The organism is Staphylococcus sp. 510, assembly GCF_057219715.1.
The window spans coordinates 79,215-101,042 of record NZ_JBXVVK010000007.1; the positions used below are offsets into that span (position 1 = coordinate 79,215).

Below are 21,828 nucleotides of genomic sequence, written 5' to 3' on the forward strand. Positions count from 1 at the left end.
TTCTTATCGACACAAGTATATCATGAAAAATTATTTATGGAGATGATCATATGACATTTGAAAAAAGAAGTCCAATTCCTGTAAAAGAAGCTATTCAACGAATTGTAAATCAAAATATTCGTTCAAATAAGACCACTGTGGCATTAGAAGAAAGTATTGGGCATGTATTGGCGAATGACATTATAGCTACCTATGATATTCCAAGATTTGATAAGTCACCTTATGATGGGTTTGCAATTAGAAGTAAAGATTCTATAGGTGCTAGTGGTGAGCATAGAATTAAATTTAAAGTGATAGATCATATTGGTGCTGGTTCAGTGTCGCAAAAAGAAGTTGGGCAACACGAAGCGGTACGTATTATGACAGGTGCACAATTACCAAAATGCGCAGATGCAGTGGTGATGTTTGAGCAAACAGTTGAGGAAGAAGATACATTTTCGATTAGAAAATCTTTTGAACATCATGAGAATGTATCCTTAAAAGGTGAGGAAACACAAACAGGTGACATTGTATTAACAGCTGGGCAACGTATTAACCCAGGTGCTATCGCAGTCTTGGCAACTTATGGTTATACAGAAGTTGAAGTTTATGAAAAACCTAGTATCGCAGTTATCGCTACTGGTAGTGAATTGTTAGAAGTTGGTGATGAACTTCAACCAGGTAAAATTAGAAATTCAAATGGACCTATGATTAAAGCACTAGCTGAACAACTTGGTATCAACGTAGGGTCTTATCAAATACAACAAGATGATTTAAAAAGTAGTATTGAAGTTGTTAAACATGCAATGGAGAAACATGACATGGTCATTACGACAGGTGGCGTATCTGTTGGAGATTTTGATTATTTACCTGAAATTTATCGAGCTTTAGATGCCAATGTATTATTTAATAAAGTCGCTATGCGTCCAGGTAGTGTAACAACCGTTGCCGTAGCTGATCAAAAATATTTGTTTGGTTTATCAGGTAATCCGTCTGCATGTTTTACAGGATTTGAATTATTTGTGAAACCAGCGATGAATCATTTGATGAATGCCAAAGCGATGTATCCTCAAATTGTGAAAGCAACACTGATGGAAGATTTTACTAAAGCAAATCCGTTTACAAGATTTATACGAGCTACTGCAACATTAACTTCTGCTGGTGCAACTGTTGTACCTTCTGGTTTTAATAAATCGGGTGCAGTAGTAGCCATAGCACATGCAAATGCCATGATTATGTTGCCAGGAGGGACACGTGGATTTAAACAGGGACATACTGTTGATGTTATACTCACAGAGTCAGCGGCTTACGAAGAGGAATTAAATATATGATATTACAAATGATTGGATATAAAAATGTTGGAAAAACGACATTGATGACACATGCAATATCATTTTTAAAAGAGCGAAATTTTAAAGTTGCAAGCATCAAACATCATGGTCATCAAGGTGAAGATATTCAATTACAACATCAGCACGTAGACCATATGAAACACTTTCAATCTGGTGCCGATCAAAGTATTGTACAAGGTCATGCCTATCGTCAGACAGTCACTAGATCGACTGAACAAAGCCTTTCTAATATTATTAAGGAATCTGTTACAATTGATTGTGATGTTGTTTTAGTTGAAGGCTTTAAACATGAAAATTATGACAAGATTATTGTTTATGAGAATGAAAAACAATTACGTGAGTTAAATCATTTAAACAATATATGTTATAGGATAAAATTAAATGAACCAAATGCTTATCAAAAATTTGATGAATGGTTAATAAATAAAGTAACACATAAGGATTGAGCAAAATGAAGCAATTTGAAATCGTAACAAAGCCGATTCAAACCGAGCCTTATCGTGAATTCACGTTAAATGAACATCAAGGTGCAATGGTCATGTTTACTGGACATGTACGTGAATGGACGAAAGGTGTTAAAACAGAGTATTTAGAATATGAAGCATATATTCCAATGGCAGAGAAGAAAATGGCTCAAATTGGTCAAGAGATAGAAGAAAAGTGGCCCGGAACCATCACAACCATTGTTCACAGAATAGGCCCATTACAAATATCAGACATAGCTGTCTTAATTGTCGTATCTTCACCACATCGTAAATATGCATATCAGGCAAATGAATATGCAATAGAGCGAATTAAAGAAATTGTTCCAATTTGGAAAAAAGAAATTTGGGAAGATGGATCAGAGTGGCAAGGGCATCAAAAAGGTAGCTACGATGAAAGCCATAGGGGGAAGTAAAATGAAAGTACTCTACTTTGCAGAACTTAAAGATATAATCAATCAACAATCGGAATCAATCGATTTGTCAGAAAGGGTTAGGGTTGCAGATTTTAAAGACTTACTATTGCAACGACATCCTGAATTAACACATAAGCAATTTCAAATTGCAGTAAATGAAGAATTTGTTAAAGATACAGATATGATAGGAACTGGTGATACAGTGGCACTCATCCCACCAGTCAGCGGAGGATAAGATAAATGAAAGCAATTATACTTGCTGGAGGAGAGTCCAGACGCTTTGAACGTCCTAAAGCATTTGCCGAAGTTGAAGGGCAAATGTTTTATCAGCGAATTATCAAAGTATTGGAATCAACAAATATGTTTAATGATATTGTTATTAGTACAAACAATCAACTGAAAAATCAATTTGCACATCCAAACGTGGTTGTTGATACCGATAAACATAAAGGGAAAGGCCCATTAGCAGGTATATTAACAGCTATGCAAGAGTATCCAGATGAAGAATTATTTTTCGTAGTGTCAGTAGACACACCTATGATTAATGAAAGAGCTATTAATCAACTCTATCAGTTTATGGTGTCACACTTAATAGATGATCAAATAGATATCGCAACGGTAAAAGCAGCAGGACATTATATTCCAACAATTGGTTTTTACAGTCCTAAGACGAAAGCCATGATAGAAACTATTTTAGAGTCCGATGATTATAGTTTTAAACAATTATATAATCAAATGAATATAGATTGGATTAAAGTAGAAGATATCAAAGCACCGTCATATTGGTATTACAATATCAATTCTCAACAAGACTTGGACACTTTAAAACAACAGTTAAGTTAATAAGGAGGGTCCATGATGGTAGAGCAAATTAAAGATAAATTAGGTCGACCGATAAGAGATTTAAGATTATCTGTCACTGATAGATGTAATTTTAGATGTGATTATTGCATGCCAAAAGAAATCTTTGGTGATGACTTTGTCTTTTTACCTAAAGAAGAGTTATTAACATTTGAGGAAATGGTTAGAATATCTAAACTATATGCTCAATTAGGTGTCAAAAAAATTAGGATTACTGGTGGTGAGCCACTCTTACGCAGAAATCTTTATCAACTCATAGAGCAACTGAATCAAATTGATGGTATAGAAGATATAGGATTAACTACGAATGGTTTACTATTAAAAAAACATGGTCAAAATCTATACAATGCAGGTTTAAGACGAATTAATATTAGTTTAGATGCGATAGATGATGAAGTCTTTCAAGCGATTAACAATCGAAATATTAAAGCATCTACAATTCTAGAACAGATTGATTATGCAATATCTATAGGCTTTAAAATTAAGGTGAATGTAGTCATTCAAAAAGGCGTCAATGACGACCAAATCATTTCAATGATAGAATACTTTAAATATAAAGGCATTGAGATAAGGTTTATAGAATTTATGGATGTAGGGAACGATAATGGTTGGGATTTTAGTAAAGTCGTTACGAAAGATGAAATGTTAAGTATGGTAGAAGAACATTTTGATATAGAACCAGTAGAACCTAAATATTTTGGTGAGGTTGCAAAGTACTATAGACATAAAGATAATCAAGTGAAATTTGGATTAATTACAAGTGTTTCACAGTCATTTTGTTCAACTTGCACGAGAGCACGTTTATCTTCAGATGGAAAATTTTATGGTTGCTTATTTGCAGAAGTAGAGGGTTTTGATGTCAAAGCGTTAATGCGATCAGGTGCATCAGACGAAATGTTACTAGAGCAATTTAAAGCATTATGGCATATTAGAGACGATCGTTACTCTGATGAACGAACTGAACAAACTGTACGAAATAGAAAGCGTAACAAAATTAATATGAATTATATAGGCGGATAACATTAAACTGTCAAACTAATTATGAACAAAAGAAGACTCATATTTTAGAAACAAATATTCATTTAATGGATTAAAAATGTATTGCGATATCTGTTCTTTTACATTTAATTACTTTTCAATATTAAAAGCGTACTTTAAAATGATGTATTTCTAAACCAATTTTAGACTTAAATTTAATATTTGTAATAGATAAAATTCTAACTTTGTTATATAATAAAGTTAAGCAATTTAATTGTACAATACAAACATCACATCTAAGAATCAACATAGGAGGCATTTTATTATGACAAATAAAGTACAAGGTTTTATTGCATCTGAAAGAGAGCTAAGTCAACTTAAGCATTGGTTAAAATCAACCTATCGTATTTCAATTGAAGAATTTGTTGTATTATACAAAGTCTTTGAAGGTGAGAAAATAAGTGGTAAAGAATTAAGAGATACATTACATTTTGAAATGCTTTGGGATACAAGTAAAATTGATGTCATTATCCGTAAAATCTATAAAAAAGAACTTATTTCAAAATTGCGTTCTGAAACAGACGAACGACAAGTGTATTATTTCTTCAATGCGTCACAAAAAAAATTAATAGATAAAATGATTAATGAAATAGAAGCGATTAGTATCGCAAACTAACAATATATTAAAAAAGAAAAGCTATAGAAGCCTTATTAAAGAGGTTTCTCTAGCTTTTTTAATTTAGTAAAATTTGTTAGATTTTGTCATTATTCATAAGAATAGGAATGTCTAACTTTTTTGCCATGTACCAAGAAGTAAACGGCTGTAGTCAATAGTCCTAATATCGCCATTGCTCCATAAATTTGACCATATGAAACCATATGCGTAAATAATCCTAAGAATGAAGGTCCAAAGCCTACGCCGATATCTAGACCAATAAAATAAGTTGAAGTGGCTAAACCATATTTGGATGATGGTGATACTTTAATGGAAATAGCTTGCATAGATGAAGAAAGATTTCCATAACCGATACCTAGTAAAATACCAGCAAGTAATAATAAGCCACTATTATAACTGAAAACTAAACAAATAAAACATAATATCTGTGCAATGAATGCTGGATAAACCACAACATTTTCATTTTTATTATCCATGAGACGGCCTGCTATAGGTCGAGTGACTAATGAAGCAATAGCATAGAAAATAAAGAAGTAACTTGCGGCATTAACTAAGTCACGTTGTTCTGCAAACACTTGTAAATAAGTTAAAATAGCTGCATAAGTCACACCAATTAACATCATCACGATGGCTACTGGAACTGCCTCTTTAGCGATGAAGTTGTGGATACTGAAACCTTTATGTCCTGAATCATTATGACTAGGTTTAACAGTTTCAAAGTCAATTTTAATGAATAACGATAAAAGTAAACCAATGATACTTAATATAATACATAAAGTGAATAGAACAGTTATTGAAAAGGCATTAAGTAGTAGAATACCAAAGAAAGGTCCTACGGCAGTTCCTAAAACTAAACTTAATGAAAACAAACTGATACCTTCACTTTTACGAGTTTGTGGCGTTACGTAAGCTGCTATAGTACCAGTGGCTGTAGTAGCAATTGCTGTAGCAATACCATTAATCAAACGTACAAACATTAAGAAATAAATATTACTCGGAATAAAATAAAGTGCTTGAGTTACTATTAAACAACTTAAACCAAATATTAATATCTTTTTAGGACCAAATAAATTTACATATTTACCTGTTCCAAAACGACCGATTAATGATCCCACAATAAATAAACCAACGACAAGGCCGGCTAAACTATCTGAGGCATGATATTCAGATTTACTATATCCAGCAATTACAACAATCAACAAATACATACATAAGTATACGAAAAAGTTTATGATGAAATTTAGATTGAAGCGTTTGGTAAAAATAGGTGCTTTAGTTGCTGACGATTCATTCATTCTTGACTCTCCTTTAGTATTGTTTCATAAATGATAGACATTGACTCGATAATTTTTGATAATTGTTGCTCATTAATACCTGATTTTTTAATAATTTCACTTTGTATCTCATTAACCTCATTATTTATCGCGTTATATAATTGCATGCCTTCTTTTGTTAAGCTCAACCATTTTTGACGCTTGTCATTACCCGTTGTAAATGTGATCAATTCTTTTTCTAATAATACTTTGATGAACTTTCGTGTTGTTGGTTTCTCTATAGAACGGCGATACGAAATATTAACTAACGTTGTCGGTTGGAATTGAGCTATGTCTTTTAAAACAAGCCATTGACCAGTATGAATGTCATATCGGTCTAATATTGGTTGCGTTAATTTAATATAAGGTCGGTAAATACTTATAAAACTATTAAAAAAATCATTACTAATCATGAGTACACCCCAAAACATTTGTTAATTAGTTAGCTTAGCTAACCTTTTTAAAACGCAAGAATTATTATAGGACTAATAGCTATATTTTGCAATACTTTTTTGCTAGGTTTTAGAAGTAAATTATTGCTACATTTGTTAAAATAAGAATTAAGAAATGCAAAAAGGAGCTCATAACATGGATTTGAAATTTGATCATATCATTCATTACATTGATCAATTAGAGCAATTTAAGTTTCCAGGTGAGGTAGTTAAACTCAATTCCGGAGGTAAACACCATAAATTTGAAACATTTAATAAGTTGTCCTATATAAATGAAAATTACATAGAATTTTTAGATGTAGAAGATCAAGAGAAATTGCAAAAATTAGCGAAAACTGAAGAAGGAAGAGTATCATTTGCAACAAAAATCGCTCAAGATAATTTTAAACAGGGGTTTAAAACAATATGTTTAAGAACTAGTAATATTGATGCGATTAAACAGACTTTAGAAGAAAGAAACATAGATGTCATTGGCCCTGTAAATATGGAAAGAGAAACTAAAAAGGGTGAAAAAATAACTTGGCGTCTTCTCTATATTGCTGATCCTAGTTATATGGTCAAACCTCCATTTTTTATTCAATGGGATCAAGGGGACGCAAATCGACATGAACAACTTAAGTCGTTGTATCAAACTCAATTTTCTATTGATATGATTATGGTTTCAAGTAGTAAGAGAGCTCAGACAGTGAATAACTGGCAAAATTGGTTTGATATGGAAATAGTTGAAGAGACTGAAAAATATACGGATTTAATTTTGAAAGAAGATCAGATTTATTTCCGTATTGAAGATGGTAAACAATCGGGTTATCATACCGTAGTTCTTAAAGATACTGAAGCGACAGCACCATATTCACTATATATTAGAGGTGCTAAATATCGATTCGAGCCGATTCATTAATAAAGATAATTATAAGCACTTTGAATAATAAAAGAGATATGAATGCAAGCAATGATAACTGATAAAATACTCAAGTAATTACTTAATGATGTAGTTCTAATTAATAAAAATAGTATAGATAATACTAAAGTGAATGCTGCTATAATGACTTTCAGACTAAAGTAGTCGATGGAAAGTCCACTTTGTACAGAAGTGAAAATAGCAATCAGATTTAAAAAAATTAACAAAACGATAAGTGTTGGACGCATAAAACACACTTCTTTCCTTTAAAATTAGGTAATATATTATATCAATATTAATATAATTTTAAAGACAAATTCAACTTGATAGATATACGCATCAAATATTGATGGAAATAGAATTAAATATTGAAGTTTAATCGTTAATGTGTTTTGTCGACACTTATATCCAGACGATGTATAATTATAGGTATTGTTAATATAAAGGAGATATTATAAACCATGGAAAAGATGAATATCACTAATCAAGAACATGACGCATTTGTAAAATCTCATCCAAATGGCGATTTACTGCAACTCACGAAATGGGCAGAAACTAAGAAATTGACTGGATGGTATTCAAGAAGAATTGCGGTTGGTGAAAATGGTGAAATCAAAGGTGTTGGACAATTATTATTTAAAAAGATTCCTAAACTACCATTTACATTATGTTATGTTTCAAGAGGATTTGTAACAGAATATGATAACAAAGATGCGTTATCACAATTATTAGAAGAAGCGAAAAAAGTAGCTAAAGACGAAAAAGCCTATGCTATTAAAATAGATCCAGATGTTGAAGTAGAAAATGGTACTGAAGCGTTGAAAAATTTACGTAACCTTGGCTTTAGACACAAAGGATTTAAAGAAGGCTTATCTAAAGATTATATTCAACCTAGAATGACTATGATTACACCAATAGATAAATCAGACGAAGAGATTATTCAAAGTTTTGAAAGACGAAATCGATCTAAAGTAAGGCTTGCCCTTAAACGTGGGACAAAAGTTGAAAGAGCTGGCAGAGACGGCTTGAAAACTTTTGCATATTTAATGCAAATTACTGGTGAACGTGACGGTTTCTTAACACGAGACATTAGCTATTTTGAAAATATTTATGATGCATTACACGATGATGGTGATGCAGAATTATTCTTAGTTAAACTAGAACCTAAACCAGTACTTGAAACGGTAAATTCAGAAATTAAAGACTTAGAAAATGAAATTGAAAAGCTTCAAAATAAAAAGCAAGACAAAAAAACATTAAATAAAATTAATGATGCAAATAGCAAAATTAAAAAGTCTCAGGATTTAAAAAATGATTTACTAGAACTTGAAAAAGAGCATCCAGACGGTATTTATCTATCAGGTGCATTATTAATGTTTGCAGGAAATAAATCATATTACTTATATGGCGCATCATCTAACGATTTCCGTGATTTCCTACCAAACCATCATATGCAATATACAATGATGAAATATGCACGTGATCATGGTGCAACAACTTATGACTTTGGCGGAACTGATAATAATCCAGACAAAGAGTCTGATCACTATGGATTATGGACGTTCAAAAAAGTATGGGGCACTTATTTAAGTGAAAAAATTGGTGAATTTGACTATGTTTTAAATCAACCATTGTATCAACTTATCGAACAAGTGAAACCTAAATTAACTAAAGCTAAAATTAAACTTTCACGAAAATTAAAACGTAAATAAATTTAACCATTTTATCTGAACGATTCTATTTATAAAAGAACGTTCAGATTTTTTTGAATGAACATTGCAATTTATGAGTATCGAACTAATACTAGAAATTAATAAAAGGGGACACTTGATAAATGATAAAAAAACTATTGCAATTTTCTCTTGGTAATAAATTCGCCATCTTCCTTATGGTATTACTTGTAATTTTGGGAGGCGTATATGCTAGCGCGAAATTAAAACTTGAATTATTACCAGATGTTGAAAATCCTATGATTTCTGTCCAAACAACAATGCCAGGTGCAACACCGCAAACGACACAAGATGAAATTAGTAGTAAAATTGATAGCCAAGTGAGATCGATGGCTTATGTTAAAAGTGTCAAAACAGAATCTATTCAAAATGCTTCTATAGTGACTGTTGAATATAACAATGACACAGATATGGATAAAGCAGAGGAACAATTGAAGAAGGAAATAGACAAAATCAAATTTAAAGATGGCGTCAGTGATCCTGAATTAACACGTAATTCGATGGATGCCTTTCCTATTATCGCATATTCTTTAACTGATAAAGATAATGATCTAAAATCGGTGACGAAAAAGTTAAATCAACAACTTATTCCTAAATTACAAACGATTGATGGTGTTCAAAATGCACAATTAAATGGTCAAACCAATCGTGAAGTGACATTGAAATTTAAACAAAAAGAGTTAGATAGTAAAGATGTTACGGCAGACGATGTTGAAAACTATCTGAAGACTGCCACTAGGGAAACACCTTTAGGTTTATTCCAATTTGGAGATACAGACAAATCGATTGTTGTAGATGGACAATTTACATCTGTTAATGCATTTAAGAATTTAAAGATACCAGCGACAATTGCTGGTCAAGGACAAAGTAGTGACAGTGGAAGTGATGATAATCAGGATAGTGAAAGTTTAATGCCATCAGAGCCATCATCGGCAAGTAGTTCAAAGCAAGGTTCGTCTAGCTCAATGCCATCATTTAAATTAAAAGATGTAGCGGATATATCAGTTGGTGATGAACGTACATCTATTTCTAAAACAAACGGCAAGGACGCAGTTAACTTACAAATTACTAAAGCACAAGATGCTAATACTGTTCAAGTTGCCAAAGATGTACAGAAAAAAGTAGATGAATTTGAAAAAAATAATAGTGAAATGAAAGCCATTAAAACAATGGATACAGCAAAACCTATTGAAGATTCATTATATACGATGATTGAAAAAGCAGCTTTAGGTACCATTGTAGCGATAGTAGTTATACTTCTATTCTTAAGAAATATAAGAACAACGGCTATTTCAATTGTTTCAATACCAATGTCAATCTTAATAGCATTAGTTGCACTTAAATTATCTAATGTATCATTAAATATACTGACATTGGGTGCCCTAACAGTAGCAATTGGACGTGTAATTGATGATTCCATTGTTGTTGTAGAAAATATATATAGACGTTTATCAGATAGAAATGAACAACTTAAAGGTGATTCACTTATTGTCAGTGCTACAACGGAAGTGTTTAAACCTATTCTATCTTCAACTCTTGTGACTATCATCGTATTCTTACCACTAGCATTCGTATCAGGATCAGTTGGTGAGATGTTCAGACCATTTGCATTAGCGATCACTTTCAGTTTATTAGCGTCATTATTAGTATCTATTACTGTTGTTCCGGCATTAGGTTCAACATTGTTTAGAAAAGGAATTCAAACTAAACCTGAGAAACAAGCGCAAGGTGTAATCAACAGTGGTTATAAAAAGTTACTCTATTGGTCTCTCAATCATAAATGGATAGTTATTATCATTAGTATTGTGCTACTAGTAGGCAGTATTGGTCTAGGTGCAGCTAAACTAGGTACAAGCTACATTTCATCAGGTGATAATAAATTCATGGCGTTAACTTATACACCAAAGCCTGGAGAAACTGAAAAATCCGTACTTGAACATGGTGAACAAGTTCAAAAATATCTTAAAACAAAAAATAAAGTGAAAACAGTACAATATTCAGTAGGTGGACCAACACCTTCCGATCCTACAGGAAGTACAAATAGTATGGCCTTGATGGTAGACTATGATAAAGACACACCTAACTTTGAAGAAGAACCAGATAAAGTTCTTAAGCATGTGGACTCCTTTAAACATCCAGGACAATGGAAGAACCAAGATCTAGGTACCGGTGCAGGAAATGATTCAATTGAAGTGACAGTTCAAGGACCTTCAACAGATGCGATTAAAGGCACAGTTCATAAAATAGAAAGTACTATGAAAGATGTTAAAGGTATCAATAATGTCAAATCCGACTTGTCAGAAACATATCAACAATATGAAGTTAAAGTTGACCAAAATAAAGCAGCTGATAATGGTATATCAGCTAGTCAATTAGCTATGAATTTAAATGAAAACTTACCTGAAAAAACAGTTACGACAGTAAAAGAAAATGGTAAGAAAATTGATGTGAAAGTAAAACAAAACAAACAGACAGATTGGTCTCAAAATAAATTAGAAAATATCAAATTGAAGAAACCGACGGGTGGAACAATTAAATTAAGTGAGATTGCCAAACTGGAAAAATCATCAACACCAAGTAAACTAACACAAGAAGATGGTGACTATTCAACAACTGTTTCTGGTAAGATTACAAATAGCGATGTCGGTGGCACTTCTCAAAAAGTCATGTCAAAAGTGAATAAGATGGATAAAACTCACGGCGTAAAAGTAAACGTAGGTGGAGCAACAGATGATATTAATTCTGCTATGACTCAACTTGCGATAGCCATGTTAGCTGCAATTATTATTGTATATCTTATCTTAGTGATTACGTTTAAAGGTGGTTTAGCACCATTTACCATTCTATTCTCGTTACCGTTTACAATTGTTGGTGTTGTACTGTCACTTGTAATTACTGGTGAAACAATTTCAGTACCAAGTCTAATTGGTATGTTGATGTTAATTGGTATTGTAGTGACCAACGCTATTGTATTGATAGATAGAGTAATTAATAACGAAAAATCTGGAATGGATATGAAATCTGCATTGATAGAAGCAGGTGGCACAAGAATACGACCTATTTTAATGACAGCTATTGCAACGATAGGCGCGTTGGTACCATTACTCTTTGGAGAAGACAGTTCTATACTCATTTCTAAAGGTATGGCTGCAACAGTTATTGGTGGACTTATTTCTTCAACGATATTAACACTTATCGTTGTTCCAGTAATTTATGAAATATTATTTACACTTAAAGATAAAATATACCGAAAATTAAATAGAAAATAGTATGTAAAAAGCCTCTTATCCCAACTAAGGGATAAGAGGCTTAACTATTAATATAAAATTAAAGTAAGAATAATATAAATTACGAATAATCCGATGGATAAGATGTTTAATATGTTTACACCTTTAATATCATTTTTAAGTGATTTAAATGCTGTTACTTCAACATTACCAACTAATAGTAACAAGACTATGAATACCCACCAATTTTCATTTGGGAATTGCATTGTCGTAATAGCAACTACAAATAATAATAAAACAGCCATGATTATTCTTAAAATTCTAGTAAATATAGAATTCATTTTGAATATACTTATGTAACTTACAATTAAGTATAGTAAAGGTAATAAGATTAAGTATAATTTCATGAATTGACATCCTTTCTATTTCGAATTTATATTAGCACGTTCTTTTATTTATGACTAGGATGTCTATAATAAAAATGTAATGATATTGTGACACTACAAACACTATTGTTCATTTATTTGCTTTCTCACCTTAGCCATCTCTTTTTCGATTTCTTCTAGTTGATTAACTAGTGGATCGATATTTTGATTTAATGACTCACGTTTTTCCAAGTCACCTTGAAGACGCGTATAATCATATTTTAGTTCAGCTAATTTAGATTCTAACTTCATTCAAAGACAACTCCTTTATTTATTATTTTACAGAGTATTTAAATTATATCATGAAACAAAGTGGTTCTAAAATTTATAGCAAATGTGTTAAAGTTATCAATTGTAAGAGTTGAGATACGTGAAAGAAGGGTTGGTATGACGGAGCAATTTGTAATGATTATTCTTTTAATCGCTTTAGGGTACTTTTTAAAGCGAATTAATTACTTAAAAGCAACGGATAGTCAAGTACTTTCCACTTTAGTTTTAAATGTAACCCTACCTTCTTTAGTGATTGTTAATTTGAATCATGCTGATTTAAATCCATCGTTTTCGATATTGCCTGTTATGATGATTATTTACGGAGTATTAGCTAAAATTATTGTTATTTGGTGTTTTCGAAAATATAATAATCAAATGCGTGGTTCAGTAGGTATGATGATTGGTTCTATGAATATTGGATTATTTGCTTATCCACTCGTAGATGCTATTTGGCCGGGAACGGGTATGGTTTATTTTGGAATGGTTGATATTGGTGGAGCAGTAATTATGTTCGGTTTAACTTACTTTGTTGGTAGTTACTATAGTGAGGGAAGCGACCAATTTAACTTTAAATTTTTAGGTCTAAAACTCGTTCAGTCCGTTCCACTTGTTACATATATTGTTATGTTTACACTAAATATGGCTAACATTCATTTACCAAAAGTAGCCATAGATTTCTTTTCAATTTTAGGTAAAGCCAATATGCCAATGTCTATGATTTTATTAGGTGTTATGTTGAGTTTTACAATTGATCGAGCTTATTTACCTATTGCAATCAAATACCTATGCCTACATTATGGTATTGGTTTAGGTGCAGGACTACTGGTACATTATTTCTTACCGGTATCTGATCAAATGATTAAAACGACATTATTAATCACATGGTTATTACCTGTAGGTGTGGCGATAATACCTTATTCAATCCAATTTAAATACAAAACGTTACCTTTAATAGGTATGGTTACTAATTTAACGATTGTCATTAGTATTATTATATTATATATGTATCAAGCATTCTTTGTTTCATAGTCATTTTGTCATAGAGTTAAATAAAAAAACCATGCAATACATGCGGCCATAATGTTATTAAATAACATATACTATGCATGTATATTGCATGGTTTATTTTTTCGATTTAGCCTTTACCACCCATAAATGCAGGATAGTTTGTCATGCCACCATCAACATAAATGGTAGTACCGTGAATATAATGAGCTAAATCTGATGCTAAGAATAATGCTACATTAGCAATGTCTTGAGCATCGCCAATTTCTTTTGCAGGAATCATTTCTAATGTTTCCGCACGTGTTTTTGGATCAGAGAATTTTTCTTTAGTATGTTCAGTTACAATAGCACCAGGAGAAATATTGTTTATTCTAATACCAAACTGAGCATATTCCATCGACATTGTTTCCATCATTAATTTTAATCCACCTTTACTGGAAGCGTAATGGACGTAATTAGGCCATGGAATTGTATCGTGAACACTTGAAGTATTAATGATAACACCTTGTTTATCTTCATCTCTGAATTGTTTTATTGCTTCTCTTGAACCGATAAATGCGCCAGTTAAGTTAATATCTATAACTTTTTGCCATTCTTCAAGCGTCATTTCATGAGTTGGTGTTGGTTTTTCAAAACCAGCATTATTAATCATGATATCTAATGTACCAAAATGCTCAACGGTCTGTTTAATTAAATTGATAACATCTGCTTCTTTTGATACATCACCTTGAACAAGTAGGGCATCTCCTCCAGCTTGTTTGATGATATTAACAGATTCTTGTAAAGAATCATCATGTTTATCAGAGCGATAGTTAAGTACAACTTTGGATTTAGCTTTACCAAAGTTTTCTGCAAAGGATTTTCCGATACCACTACCGGCTCCTGTAATAATGACTACTTTATCTTCTAAGTCTTTAAACATTTAAGAGCCTCCTAAAATATGAATTATTTCAGATTACCTAAAATAATAGCAGCAATGATAATAAGGATAATACCTGACCATATGCCTGTCATCTGACGACTGTCTTTTTTCTCTCCTAAGATAAAGATACCGCCAAGTGTAGATACGATAACTAATAATTGAGATAATGAAAAACTAGTTGCAACACCTACTTTAGGTTGTGAATAGAACATGAATAAGTTACCGATTGCCCATACTACACCAGGAATAAGGTTTAAGGCAGTAGACTTGATTGATGTTTTATGATTCATGGATAAGATGAAACCACCAATAGCCATTCCGACTGATTGGAAGAATAACGCCTTAGTACCACTAACATTAAAGATATCTCCTAATACAACATAGCCAACGTAACCAACTGTTGAAATTAAAAGAATACCCATTGCTTTTTTGAACTCTGGATCGTCAGATTTTCCTTCGTTTTTAGCTTTTAATGATGTTAATGCAATACCTGCGACTAATAGCACCATGGATAATAGACCAAAAACAACCTGTACCATAGTACTCCATTCACCAAGGAAAATAACACTAAATAATGTAGTACCGACCAATTGCATACCTGTTGAGATAGGCATTGTTTTAGATACTCCAATTAAGTTAACAGATTTTAATTGGTTGCCTTGACCAAATGCCCATAGAGCACCAGAGAATAATCCCACTATAATGACTGTTAAATCGTCAAATGCTGCATTACCACTTAGAAGTAAACAAATACCTACAATAAGCGCACCTAAAGTAGTACCTCTGATTTGATTATAGGGGCCACCACCAACGAAAACATTGATTATAACAACACTACCCCAAAATAGTGCTGGTAACAATGCGATTAAAATATCAAGAAACTGCATATGTTTCTCACTCTCCTAAATTACGAATTAAGTGCTCCCCTTAATAACACTTGGAGTTAATTTTAAAACAAATTGGTAGAATAGTAAAAAACATCGCTCGAATTTTGTTTTGATGCGATAAAAAATACATCACCCAAGAATAGGGAGATGTATAATAGACATTTTTAATTGTCATTAGTATTAACTGTTTCATGTATATGTTGTGGTTCTAATTTATATTTTTTATATTCATAATTAGTTTTAAAACCTAATTCGTTAAAACGTTCAACAAGTTTACTGTTTTTATTACGTATTTTGAAATAAACTTTACGCAAATCGAAATGAGTAAATGCATAATTTAATGCGTATTCTAATAAATCAAAGGCGATACCTTTCATACGATAATCAATATGTGAACTGAAATATTTTATTTCAGCACTAGCTTGTTGCTTATTGACGTCTAAATATAAATAACCTTTTAATAAACCTTCACTAACGAATAGAAATAATCGATGTGTTTCATCAATACTATTTAAAATGTCATTTGCATCCATAGCATCATGTCTAAATGTTTTCTGATGCATACGCGAAAATGCACGGTAAAATCCTTTTTGGTATTCAATAATATTTTGCTCACTACTAAGTTCTCCTATATCTTGATGAGCTTCTAAATAATAGTCCGTGAAATTATAACTGGCTTGTATTTGTTTAACGAAAGGTTTATATGTTTGTACACCTTCTTCAAATGAAAAATGATATACTGCATGATCAGGTTGCCCAGCTATCATAGCATCAAATAATTGTTGGAATAATTCCGGGGTCAATGTGAAATTTGTTTCTATAAAGGGGCCAATCACTTTGAATTTATATGTTTCACATGGAATTGCAAAAATCAGTGCTTTGATTTGGCTATCTTCAGTGATGGCAAATGCGCCAGGATTATCTATTGCTTCTTCTAATAATTGATCAAATTCAGTAAATTGTTGAGGTATTTTATATAAATAGGAAGTTACTTGGTAATCAGAAGTCTCAATGAAAGATTTTATTTCTTTAGGGTCATTCAATTGAATAATGTCCATAATCCTACCTCCGTAACATTGTGATTAATATAATTATATGGGTAATTACAAATAATTGAAAGTTAATTGATACATGTACATGTTACAATTAATGTAATCCATTAAACATAATCATTATAGACATTAAATAAACTTAAATCTATATTTATTATAGTTAAATAAGAAAGGGAATTATCACAAATGCAATCATTAATTTTAGCAGAAAAACCTTCAGTAGCACGAGATATCGCAAGTGCACTTAATATAAATCAGAAAAGAAATGGTTATTTTGAAAATAATCAATATATTGTAACTTGGGCATTAGGTCATCTAGTTACGAATGCTACTCCAGAACAATATGACAAGTCGTTTCAGGAATGGAAGCTTGAAGATTTACCAATCATTCCGAAACAAATGAAAACAGTAGTGATTGGTAAAACCAGTAAACAATTTAAAACAGTAAAGTCACTTATGCAAAGAGACAATGTTAATGAAATTATTATTGCTACAGATGCTGGTAGAGAAGGGGAACTTGTTGCAAGACTTATTTTAGATAAAGTTGGAAACAAAAAACCTATTAAGCGTTTATGGATAAGTTCGGTAACTAAGAAAGCTATTAAAGACGGTTTTAACCATCTAAAAGATGGCCGTCAATACCAACACTTATACGATGCAGCTTTAGCAAGAAGTGAAGCCGATTGGGTAGTTGGTATTAATGCAACAAGAGCTTTGACAACTAAATATGATGCACAATTATCTTTAGGTCGGGTACAAACGCCTACTATACAATTGGTTCAATCACGTCAAAATGAAATTAATGAATTTAAACCGCAAACATACTATACATTAATAATTAAAGTAGACGGGTTTGAGTTTAGCTTTGATTCTGGACAACGTCGAATCACTGACCAGAAAGAACTTAAGTCAATTGTAGATGAAATTAAAAATAAAAAAGGCCAAATTGAAAAAGTAGTGTCTAAACATAAAAAAACTTACCCTAGATCTTTATATAACTTAACAGATTTACAACAAGATGCTTATCATCGCTATAAGTTGGGACCAAAAGAAACGTTGAATACCTTACAGAATCTATATGAAAGACATAAGTTAGTTACATACCCACGAACTGATTCTAATTATTTAACGACCGATATGGTGTCGACTATCAAAGAAAGATTACAAGCTTTACTGCCGACAGAATATAAAGAAAATATAAGAGAATTAATGTCTCACTCTTATTCCACTAAAATGAATATATTTAATAACCAAAAAGTTTTTGATCACCATGCGATTATTCCTACCGAAATAAGACCAGACTTATCTCAATTAAGTAATAGAGAAATGAAAATCTATATGTTAATAGTAGAAAGATTTCTTGAAAGTTTAATGCCACCCTATGAATATCAACATATTAAAGTGCATTTAGCAGTAGGTCAGTTCAAATTTGTATTAAACGAAAATGTCACAACTCAATTAGGGTTTAAAGCATTGAAACAACAAGAAAATGAAATTGTAACTCAGAATCCTTTTAAAAATAATCAAACAGTTAACATACAACACACCGATATAAAGTCACATCAAACAACACCGCCAGATTATTTTAATGAGGGTACGTTATTAAAAGCTATGGAAAGTCCTCAGAATTATATACATTTGGATGATAAAAAACACGTTCATACACTAAAAGAAGCGGGTGGTATTGGGACTGTAGCAACACGAGCTGATATTATTGAGAAACTCTTCAATATGAATGCAATTGAATCAAGGGATGGCAAAATTAAAGTAACATCAAAAGGTAAACAAATTTTAGAACTTGCACCTTCAAAATTAACTTCACCATTATTAACGGCTGAATGGGAAGAAAAATTAATACTAATTGAAAAAGGAAGATACAATAAACATCAATTTATAAAAGAGATGAAGGCATTTACAACTGATATTGTTAATATTATTAAAAATAGTGAACAGAAATACAAACATGATAATTTAACTACTACTGAATGTCCAACATGTGGCAAATTTATGATTAAAGTCAAAACCAAAAATGGTCAAATGTTAGTATGCCAAGATCCTACATGTAAAACAAAGAAAAATATTCAAAGAAAAACAAATGCACGTTGTCCAAATTGTAAAAAGAAAATGACTTTATTTGGTAGAGGAAAAGATGCAACTTATAGATGCGTATGTGGTCATTCAGAAACCCAAGCACAAATGGATAAACGTATGAAAGAAAAGTCGAGTGGTAAAGTGTCTAAAAAGGAAATGAAGAAATACATGAATCAACAAGAAGAACTTGATAACAATCCGTTTAAAGATGCTTTAAAAAATCTAAAATTGTAAATAAATTCGAACAAAAACGAAGTAAAATTTATGAAAGTTCGTATTTAGTATTGTCTTTTTAGAAAATTGGTATTAAAATATTAAAGTATTTCAAAAAAAGGAGCATTAGCCGTGAAAAAATACTTCAAGTTCGATGAATATGGTACTAACTTCAAAAGAGAAATCTTAGGTGGTATCACTACTTTCTTATCAATGGCTTATATTTTAGCAGTAAATCCACAAGTTTTAAGTTTAGCAGGCGTTAAAGGTGTATCTGAAGATATGAAGATGGACCAAGGGGCCATTTTTGTAGCTACTGCTTTAGCAGCATTTGTAGGTTCATTATTTATGGGCCTTATTGCAAAGTACCCTATAGCATTAGCACCTGGAATGGGACTAAATGCCTTCTTCGCATTTACAGTTGTTTTAACAATGGGCATTCCATGGAAAGTCGGTTTAACAGGCGTTTTATTCTCAGGTATATTCTTCGCGATTTTGACCGTCACAGGCCTTCGTGAGATTATAATTAACGCAATACCTTATCAGATGAAAATGGCCGTCTCAGCTGGAATAGGACTGTTTATTACCTTTGTTGGTCTGCAAAGCTCAGGTATCATTGTTAAAAATGACTCAACATTAGTAACACTAGGTCATTTAACTAAAGCCCCAGTGTTATTAGCAATATTCGGTATTGTTATTACAGTTGTGTTATATGCGAAAAAAGTACCAGGTTCTATATTTATTGGTATGATCATTACTGCTATCGTTGGTATGATAACAGGTCAAATTCACACACCAACAGGCGTTGTAGGTCATATTCCAAGTATTAAACCAACATTTGGCGCAGCATTTGAAGCATTTAAAGACCCAGGACAATTATTTACGATACAATTCTTAATCGTCATTTTAACTTTCTTATTTATTGATTTCTTTGATACTGCAGGTACTTTAGTTGCAGTAGCAACACAAGCCGGCATTATGAAAGACAACAAGTTACCTAGAGCAGGTAGAGCTTTATTCTCAGATTCACTAGCAACAATTGTAGGTGCTATTTTCGGTACTACAACAACTACATCATACATTGAATCAACTTCAGGTGTGGCAGTAGGAGCTAGAACAGGCTTTGCTAGTATTGTAACTGGATTCTGTTTCTTATTAGCACTATTCTTTAGTCCATTAATCGCTGTAGTTACAAGTGCAGTTACAACGCCAGCACTTGTAGTCGTGGGTGTGTTAATGGCAGCAAATTTTGCTGAGATCAATTGGAAACGATTCGAAGTTGCAGTTCCTGCATTTATTACAATTATCATGATGCCGTTATCATATTCAATAGCTACTGGTATTGCATGTGGATTTATTTTCTATCCAATTACCATGTTAATTAGTAAAAGACATAAAGAAGTACATCCGATTATGTATGTATTAATGGTATTATTCATTTTATACTTCATCTTCGTACATGGCTAAATATAAAAAAGACGTTCACACCATCATAAGTGTGAACGTCTTTTCTTATTACGAAGCAATATAATCGCTATTTAGATTTATGACCATCTTTATATTGTGTATAGATAACTCTTGCGTTTTTATTCGGGATATAAGTTGGCGCAGCTAGAACAATAAAAACAAAGAAAATCATCAATACAAACAATGCCCAATGAATAATCATGCCTACAAAAGGAATAAATGCTACAAACGAACCAATAATTCCAAGTATTGGAATTATCACCATAGGTTTAATAGTATTTTGAGTGTCAACTAATAATATTATAGTAAGAATTAGATAAAGAAACGCATTAAATAATAATGGTTGCCATCCAAAGCTTACAATAACGCTACCACCTAAAAATGGAATACCATAAAAGAATTCACAAATGATTAAGAAAACACCAATTATTGCTAGGGTAAGTTTAATACCGTTTTTCATTTAATTCACCCCCGTTCTCTTCTATTATAATAAAAAGGAACCGAAGTTAGTATTAAAAAGATTAGGTTAAAGAAATGAAATTAAAAATAAAGTAAAAAAATTCCCTAAAACGGTTGAATAAGCAATACATTTAAAGTACAATAACAAAGTATGTGTTAGACAGAACAGAAAAAGTTAGTGGAAACCATTGATTTATCAATGATTTTCATGTAACATATCTAATGTTGGACTTTAAGAAACGCGATGAAGCGAAAGGTTACTGACACACCCGGCCGCTTTGCCATGGCGCTGTGTGAGATAGTTTTCGTGGAGAAGTCTATCACTTAAATGTAGACGAATAAGGAGGGAAAATTATGGCAAAACAAAAAATCAGAATCAGATTAAAAGCTTATGATCACCGCGTGATTGATCAATCAGCAGAAAAAATTGTTGAAACTGCTAAACGTTCTGGTGCAGATGTTTCTGGACCAATTCCGTTACCAACAGAAAAGTCAGTTTATACAATCATCCGTGCCGTGCATAAGTACAAAGATTCACGTGAACAATTCGAACAACGTACTCATAAACGTTTAATCGATATTGTTAACCCAACACCAAAAACAGTTGATGCTCTTATGGGCTTAAACTTACCATCTGGTGTAGACATCGAAATCAAATTATAATAGAAAAATT

22 protein-coding genes are annotated in these 21,828 nt (G+C 31.9%); 14 read left to right on the forward strand and 8 right to left on the reverse strand.

The features are described 5' to 3' along the window. Nucleotides 1-50 precede the first annotated feature (50 nt). The 7 genes from AC2D8K_RS06915 (at nt 51) to AC2D8K_RS06945 (ending at nt 4,744) form a co-directional block, all read left to right on the forward strand. Nucleotides 51-1,310: a molybdopterin molybdotransferase MoeA gene (locus tag AC2D8K_RS06915; protein ID WP_002450302.1), complete on the forward strand. Its 1,260-nt coding sequence runs from the start codon at nt 51-53 to the stop codon at nt 1,308-1,310. Next, nucleotides 1,307-1,777: a molybdopterin-guanine dinucleotide biosynthesis protein B gene (gene mobB / locus AC2D8K_RS06920; RefSeq protein WP_002450303.1), complete on the forward strand. Its 471-nt coding sequence runs from the start codon at nt 1,307-1,309 to the stop codon at nt 1,775-1,777. Before AC2D8K_RS06915 ends, mobB begins: the two co-directional genes overlap by 4 nt. A 5-nt stretch (nt 1,778-1,782) precedes the next feature. After that, nucleotides 1,783-2,229: a molybdenum cofactor biosynthesis protein MoaE gene (locus AC2D8K_RS06925; RefSeq protein WP_002450304.1), complete on the forward strand. Its 447-nt coding sequence runs from the start codon at nt 1,783-1,785 to the stop codon at nt 2,227-2,229. Between the two features lies 1 nt (nt 2,230). After that, a complete protein-coding gene (moaD, locus tag AC2D8K_RS06930) occupies nt 2,231-2,464 on the forward strand; it encodes a molybdopterin converting factor subunit 1 (protein ID WP_002450305.1) in 234 nt (77 codons plus the stop codon). A 5-nt stretch (nt 2,465-2,469) separates the two neighbouring features. Then, a complete protein-coding gene (mobA, locus tag AC2D8K_RS06935) occupies nt 2,470-3,072 on the forward strand; it encodes a molybdenum cofactor guanylyltransferase MobA (RefSeq protein WP_002450306.1) in 603 nt (200 codons plus the stop codon). Between the two features lie 15 nt (nt 3,073-3,087). Beyond that, nucleotides 3,088-4,110, forward strand: a complete 1,023-nt coding sequence (gene moaA / locus AC2D8K_RS06940; RefSeq protein WP_484698304.1) for a GTP 3',8-cyclase MoaA — start codon at nt 3,088-3,090, stop codon at nt 4,108-4,110. Nucleotides 4,111-4,393: 283 nt separating this feature from the next. Next, the gene (locus AC2D8K_RS06945) at nt 4,394-4,744 is read left to right on the forward strand and encodes a SarA family transcriptional regulator (RefSeq protein WP_002465440.1); all 351 of its coding nucleotides are present in this window, start codon (nt 4,394-4,396) and stop codon (nt 4,742-4,744) included. An 89-nt stretch (nt 4,745-4,833) separates the two neighbouring features. On the opposite strand, the gene AC2D8K_RS06950 is transcribed toward AC2D8K_RS06945, so the two are convergent. Then, complete coding sequence (locus AC2D8K_RS06950; RefSeq protein WP_002450309.1) at nt 4,834-6,039, reverse strand: MFS transporter; 1,206 nt, start codon at nt 6,037-6,039, stop codon at nt 4,834-4,836. After that, on the reverse strand, nt 6,036-6,470 hold the full coding sequence (locus AC2D8K_RS06955) for a MarR family winged helix-turn-helix transcriptional regulator (protein ID WP_002450310.1): 435 nt from the start codon (nt 6,468-6,470) through the stop codon (nt 6,036-6,038). Before AC2D8K_RS06955 ends, AC2D8K_RS06950 begins: the two co-directional genes overlap by 4 nt. Before the next feature lie 175 nt (nt 6,471-6,645). Here AC2D8K_RS06955 and AC2D8K_RS06960 point away from each other — a divergent pair, with 175 nt between their 5' ends. From AC2D8K_RS06960 to AC2D8K_RS06970, 3 genes are all read left to right on the forward strand, one after another. After that, nucleotides 6,646-7,407, forward strand: a complete 762-nt coding sequence (locus AC2D8K_RS06960) for a VOC family protein (RefSeq protein WP_002450311.1) — start codon at nt 6,646-6,648, stop codon at nt 7,405-7,407. Nucleotides 7,408-7,868: 461 nt separating this feature from the next. Continuing rightward, nucleotides 7,869-9,119: a lipid II:glycine glycyltransferase FemX gene (locus tag AC2D8K_RS06965; protein ID WP_002450312.1), complete on the forward strand. Its 1,251-nt coding sequence runs from the start codon at nt 7,869-7,871 to the stop codon at nt 9,117-9,119. A gap of 122 nt (nt 9,120-9,241) precedes the next feature. Then, on the forward strand, nt 9,242-12,406 hold the full coding sequence (locus AC2D8K_RS06970) for an efflux RND transporter permease subunit (RefSeq protein WP_484698307.1): 3,165 nt from the start codon (nt 9,242-9,244) through the stop codon (nt 12,404-12,406). Nucleotides 12,407-12,453: 47 nt separating this feature from the next. On the opposite strand, the gene mspA is transcribed toward AC2D8K_RS06970, so the two are convergent. Continuing rightward, complete coding sequence (gene mspA, locus AC2D8K_RS06975; protein WP_037551736.1) at nt 12,454-12,771, reverse strand: membrane stabilizing protein MspA; 318 nt, start codon at nt 12,769-12,771, stop codon at nt 12,454-12,456. Nucleotides 12,772-12,873: 102 nt separating this feature from the next. Continuing rightward, nucleotides 12,874-13,041, reverse strand: a complete 168-nt coding sequence (locus AC2D8K_RS06980; RefSeq protein ID WP_002450315.1) for an SE1832 family protein — start codon at nt 13,039-13,041, stop codon at nt 12,874-12,876. 135 nt (nt 13,042-13,176) lie between these two features. On the opposite strand from AC2D8K_RS06980, the gene AC2D8K_RS06985 reads away from it, so the two are divergent. Beyond that, nucleotides 13,177-14,088: an AEC family transporter gene (locus tag AC2D8K_RS06985; protein WP_002450316.1), complete on the forward strand. Its 912-nt coding sequence runs from the start codon at nt 13,177-13,179 to the stop codon at nt 14,086-14,088. Between the two features lie 106 nt (nt 14,089-14,194). On the opposite strand, the gene AC2D8K_RS06990 is transcribed toward AC2D8K_RS06985, so the two are convergent. The 3 genes from AC2D8K_RS06990 to AC2D8K_RS07000 form a co-directional block, all read right to left on the reverse strand. Next, complete coding sequence (locus tag AC2D8K_RS06990) at nt 14,195-14,986, reverse strand: glucose 1-dehydrogenase (protein ID WP_002450317.1); 792 nt, start codon at nt 14,984-14,986, stop codon at nt 14,195-14,197. 23 nt (nt 14,987-15,009) lie between these two features. Then, nucleotides 15,010-15,873, reverse strand: a complete 864-nt coding sequence (locus AC2D8K_RS06995; RefSeq protein WP_002450318.1) for a GRP family sugar transporter — start codon at nt 15,871-15,873, stop codon at nt 15,010-15,012. 164 nt (nt 15,874-16,037) lie between these two features. Further along, nucleotides 16,038-16,931, reverse strand: coding sequence for a GNAT family N-acetyltransferase (locus tag AC2D8K_RS07000; protein WP_002450319.1), 894 nt, complete (start codon nt 16,929-16,931; stop codon nt 16,038-16,040). Nucleotides 16,932-17,111: 180 nt separating this feature from the next. On the opposite strand from AC2D8K_RS07000, the gene AC2D8K_RS07005 reads away from it, so the two are divergent. After that, a complete protein-coding gene (locus tag AC2D8K_RS07005) occupies nt 17,112-19,250 on the forward strand; it encodes a DNA topoisomerase III (protein ID WP_002450320.1) in 2,139 nt (712 codons plus the stop codon). 111 nt (nt 19,251-19,361) lie between these two features. Then, the gene (locus AC2D8K_RS07010) at nt 19,362-20,696 is read left to right on the forward strand and encodes an NCS2 family permease (protein ID WP_002450321.1); all 1,335 of its coding nucleotides are present in this window, start codon (nt 19,362-19,364) and stop codon (nt 20,694-20,696) included. 67 nt (nt 20,697-20,763) lie between these two features. Here AC2D8K_RS07010 and AC2D8K_RS07015 read toward each other — a convergent pair whose 3' ends face one another. Further along, a complete protein-coding gene (locus AC2D8K_RS07015) occupies nt 20,764-21,156 on the reverse strand; it encodes a hypothetical protein (protein ID WP_002450527.1) in 393 nt (130 codons plus the stop codon). 353 nt (nt 21,157-21,509) lie between these two features. On the opposite strand from AC2D8K_RS07015, the gene rpsJ reads away from it, so the two are divergent. Continuing rightward, nucleotides 21,510-21,818, forward strand: coding sequence for a 30S ribosomal protein S10 (gene rpsJ / locus AC2D8K_RS07020; protein WP_001118667.1), 309 nt, complete (start codon nt 21,510-21,512; stop codon nt 21,816-21,818). Nucleotides 21,819-21,828 lie beyond the last annotated feature (10 nt).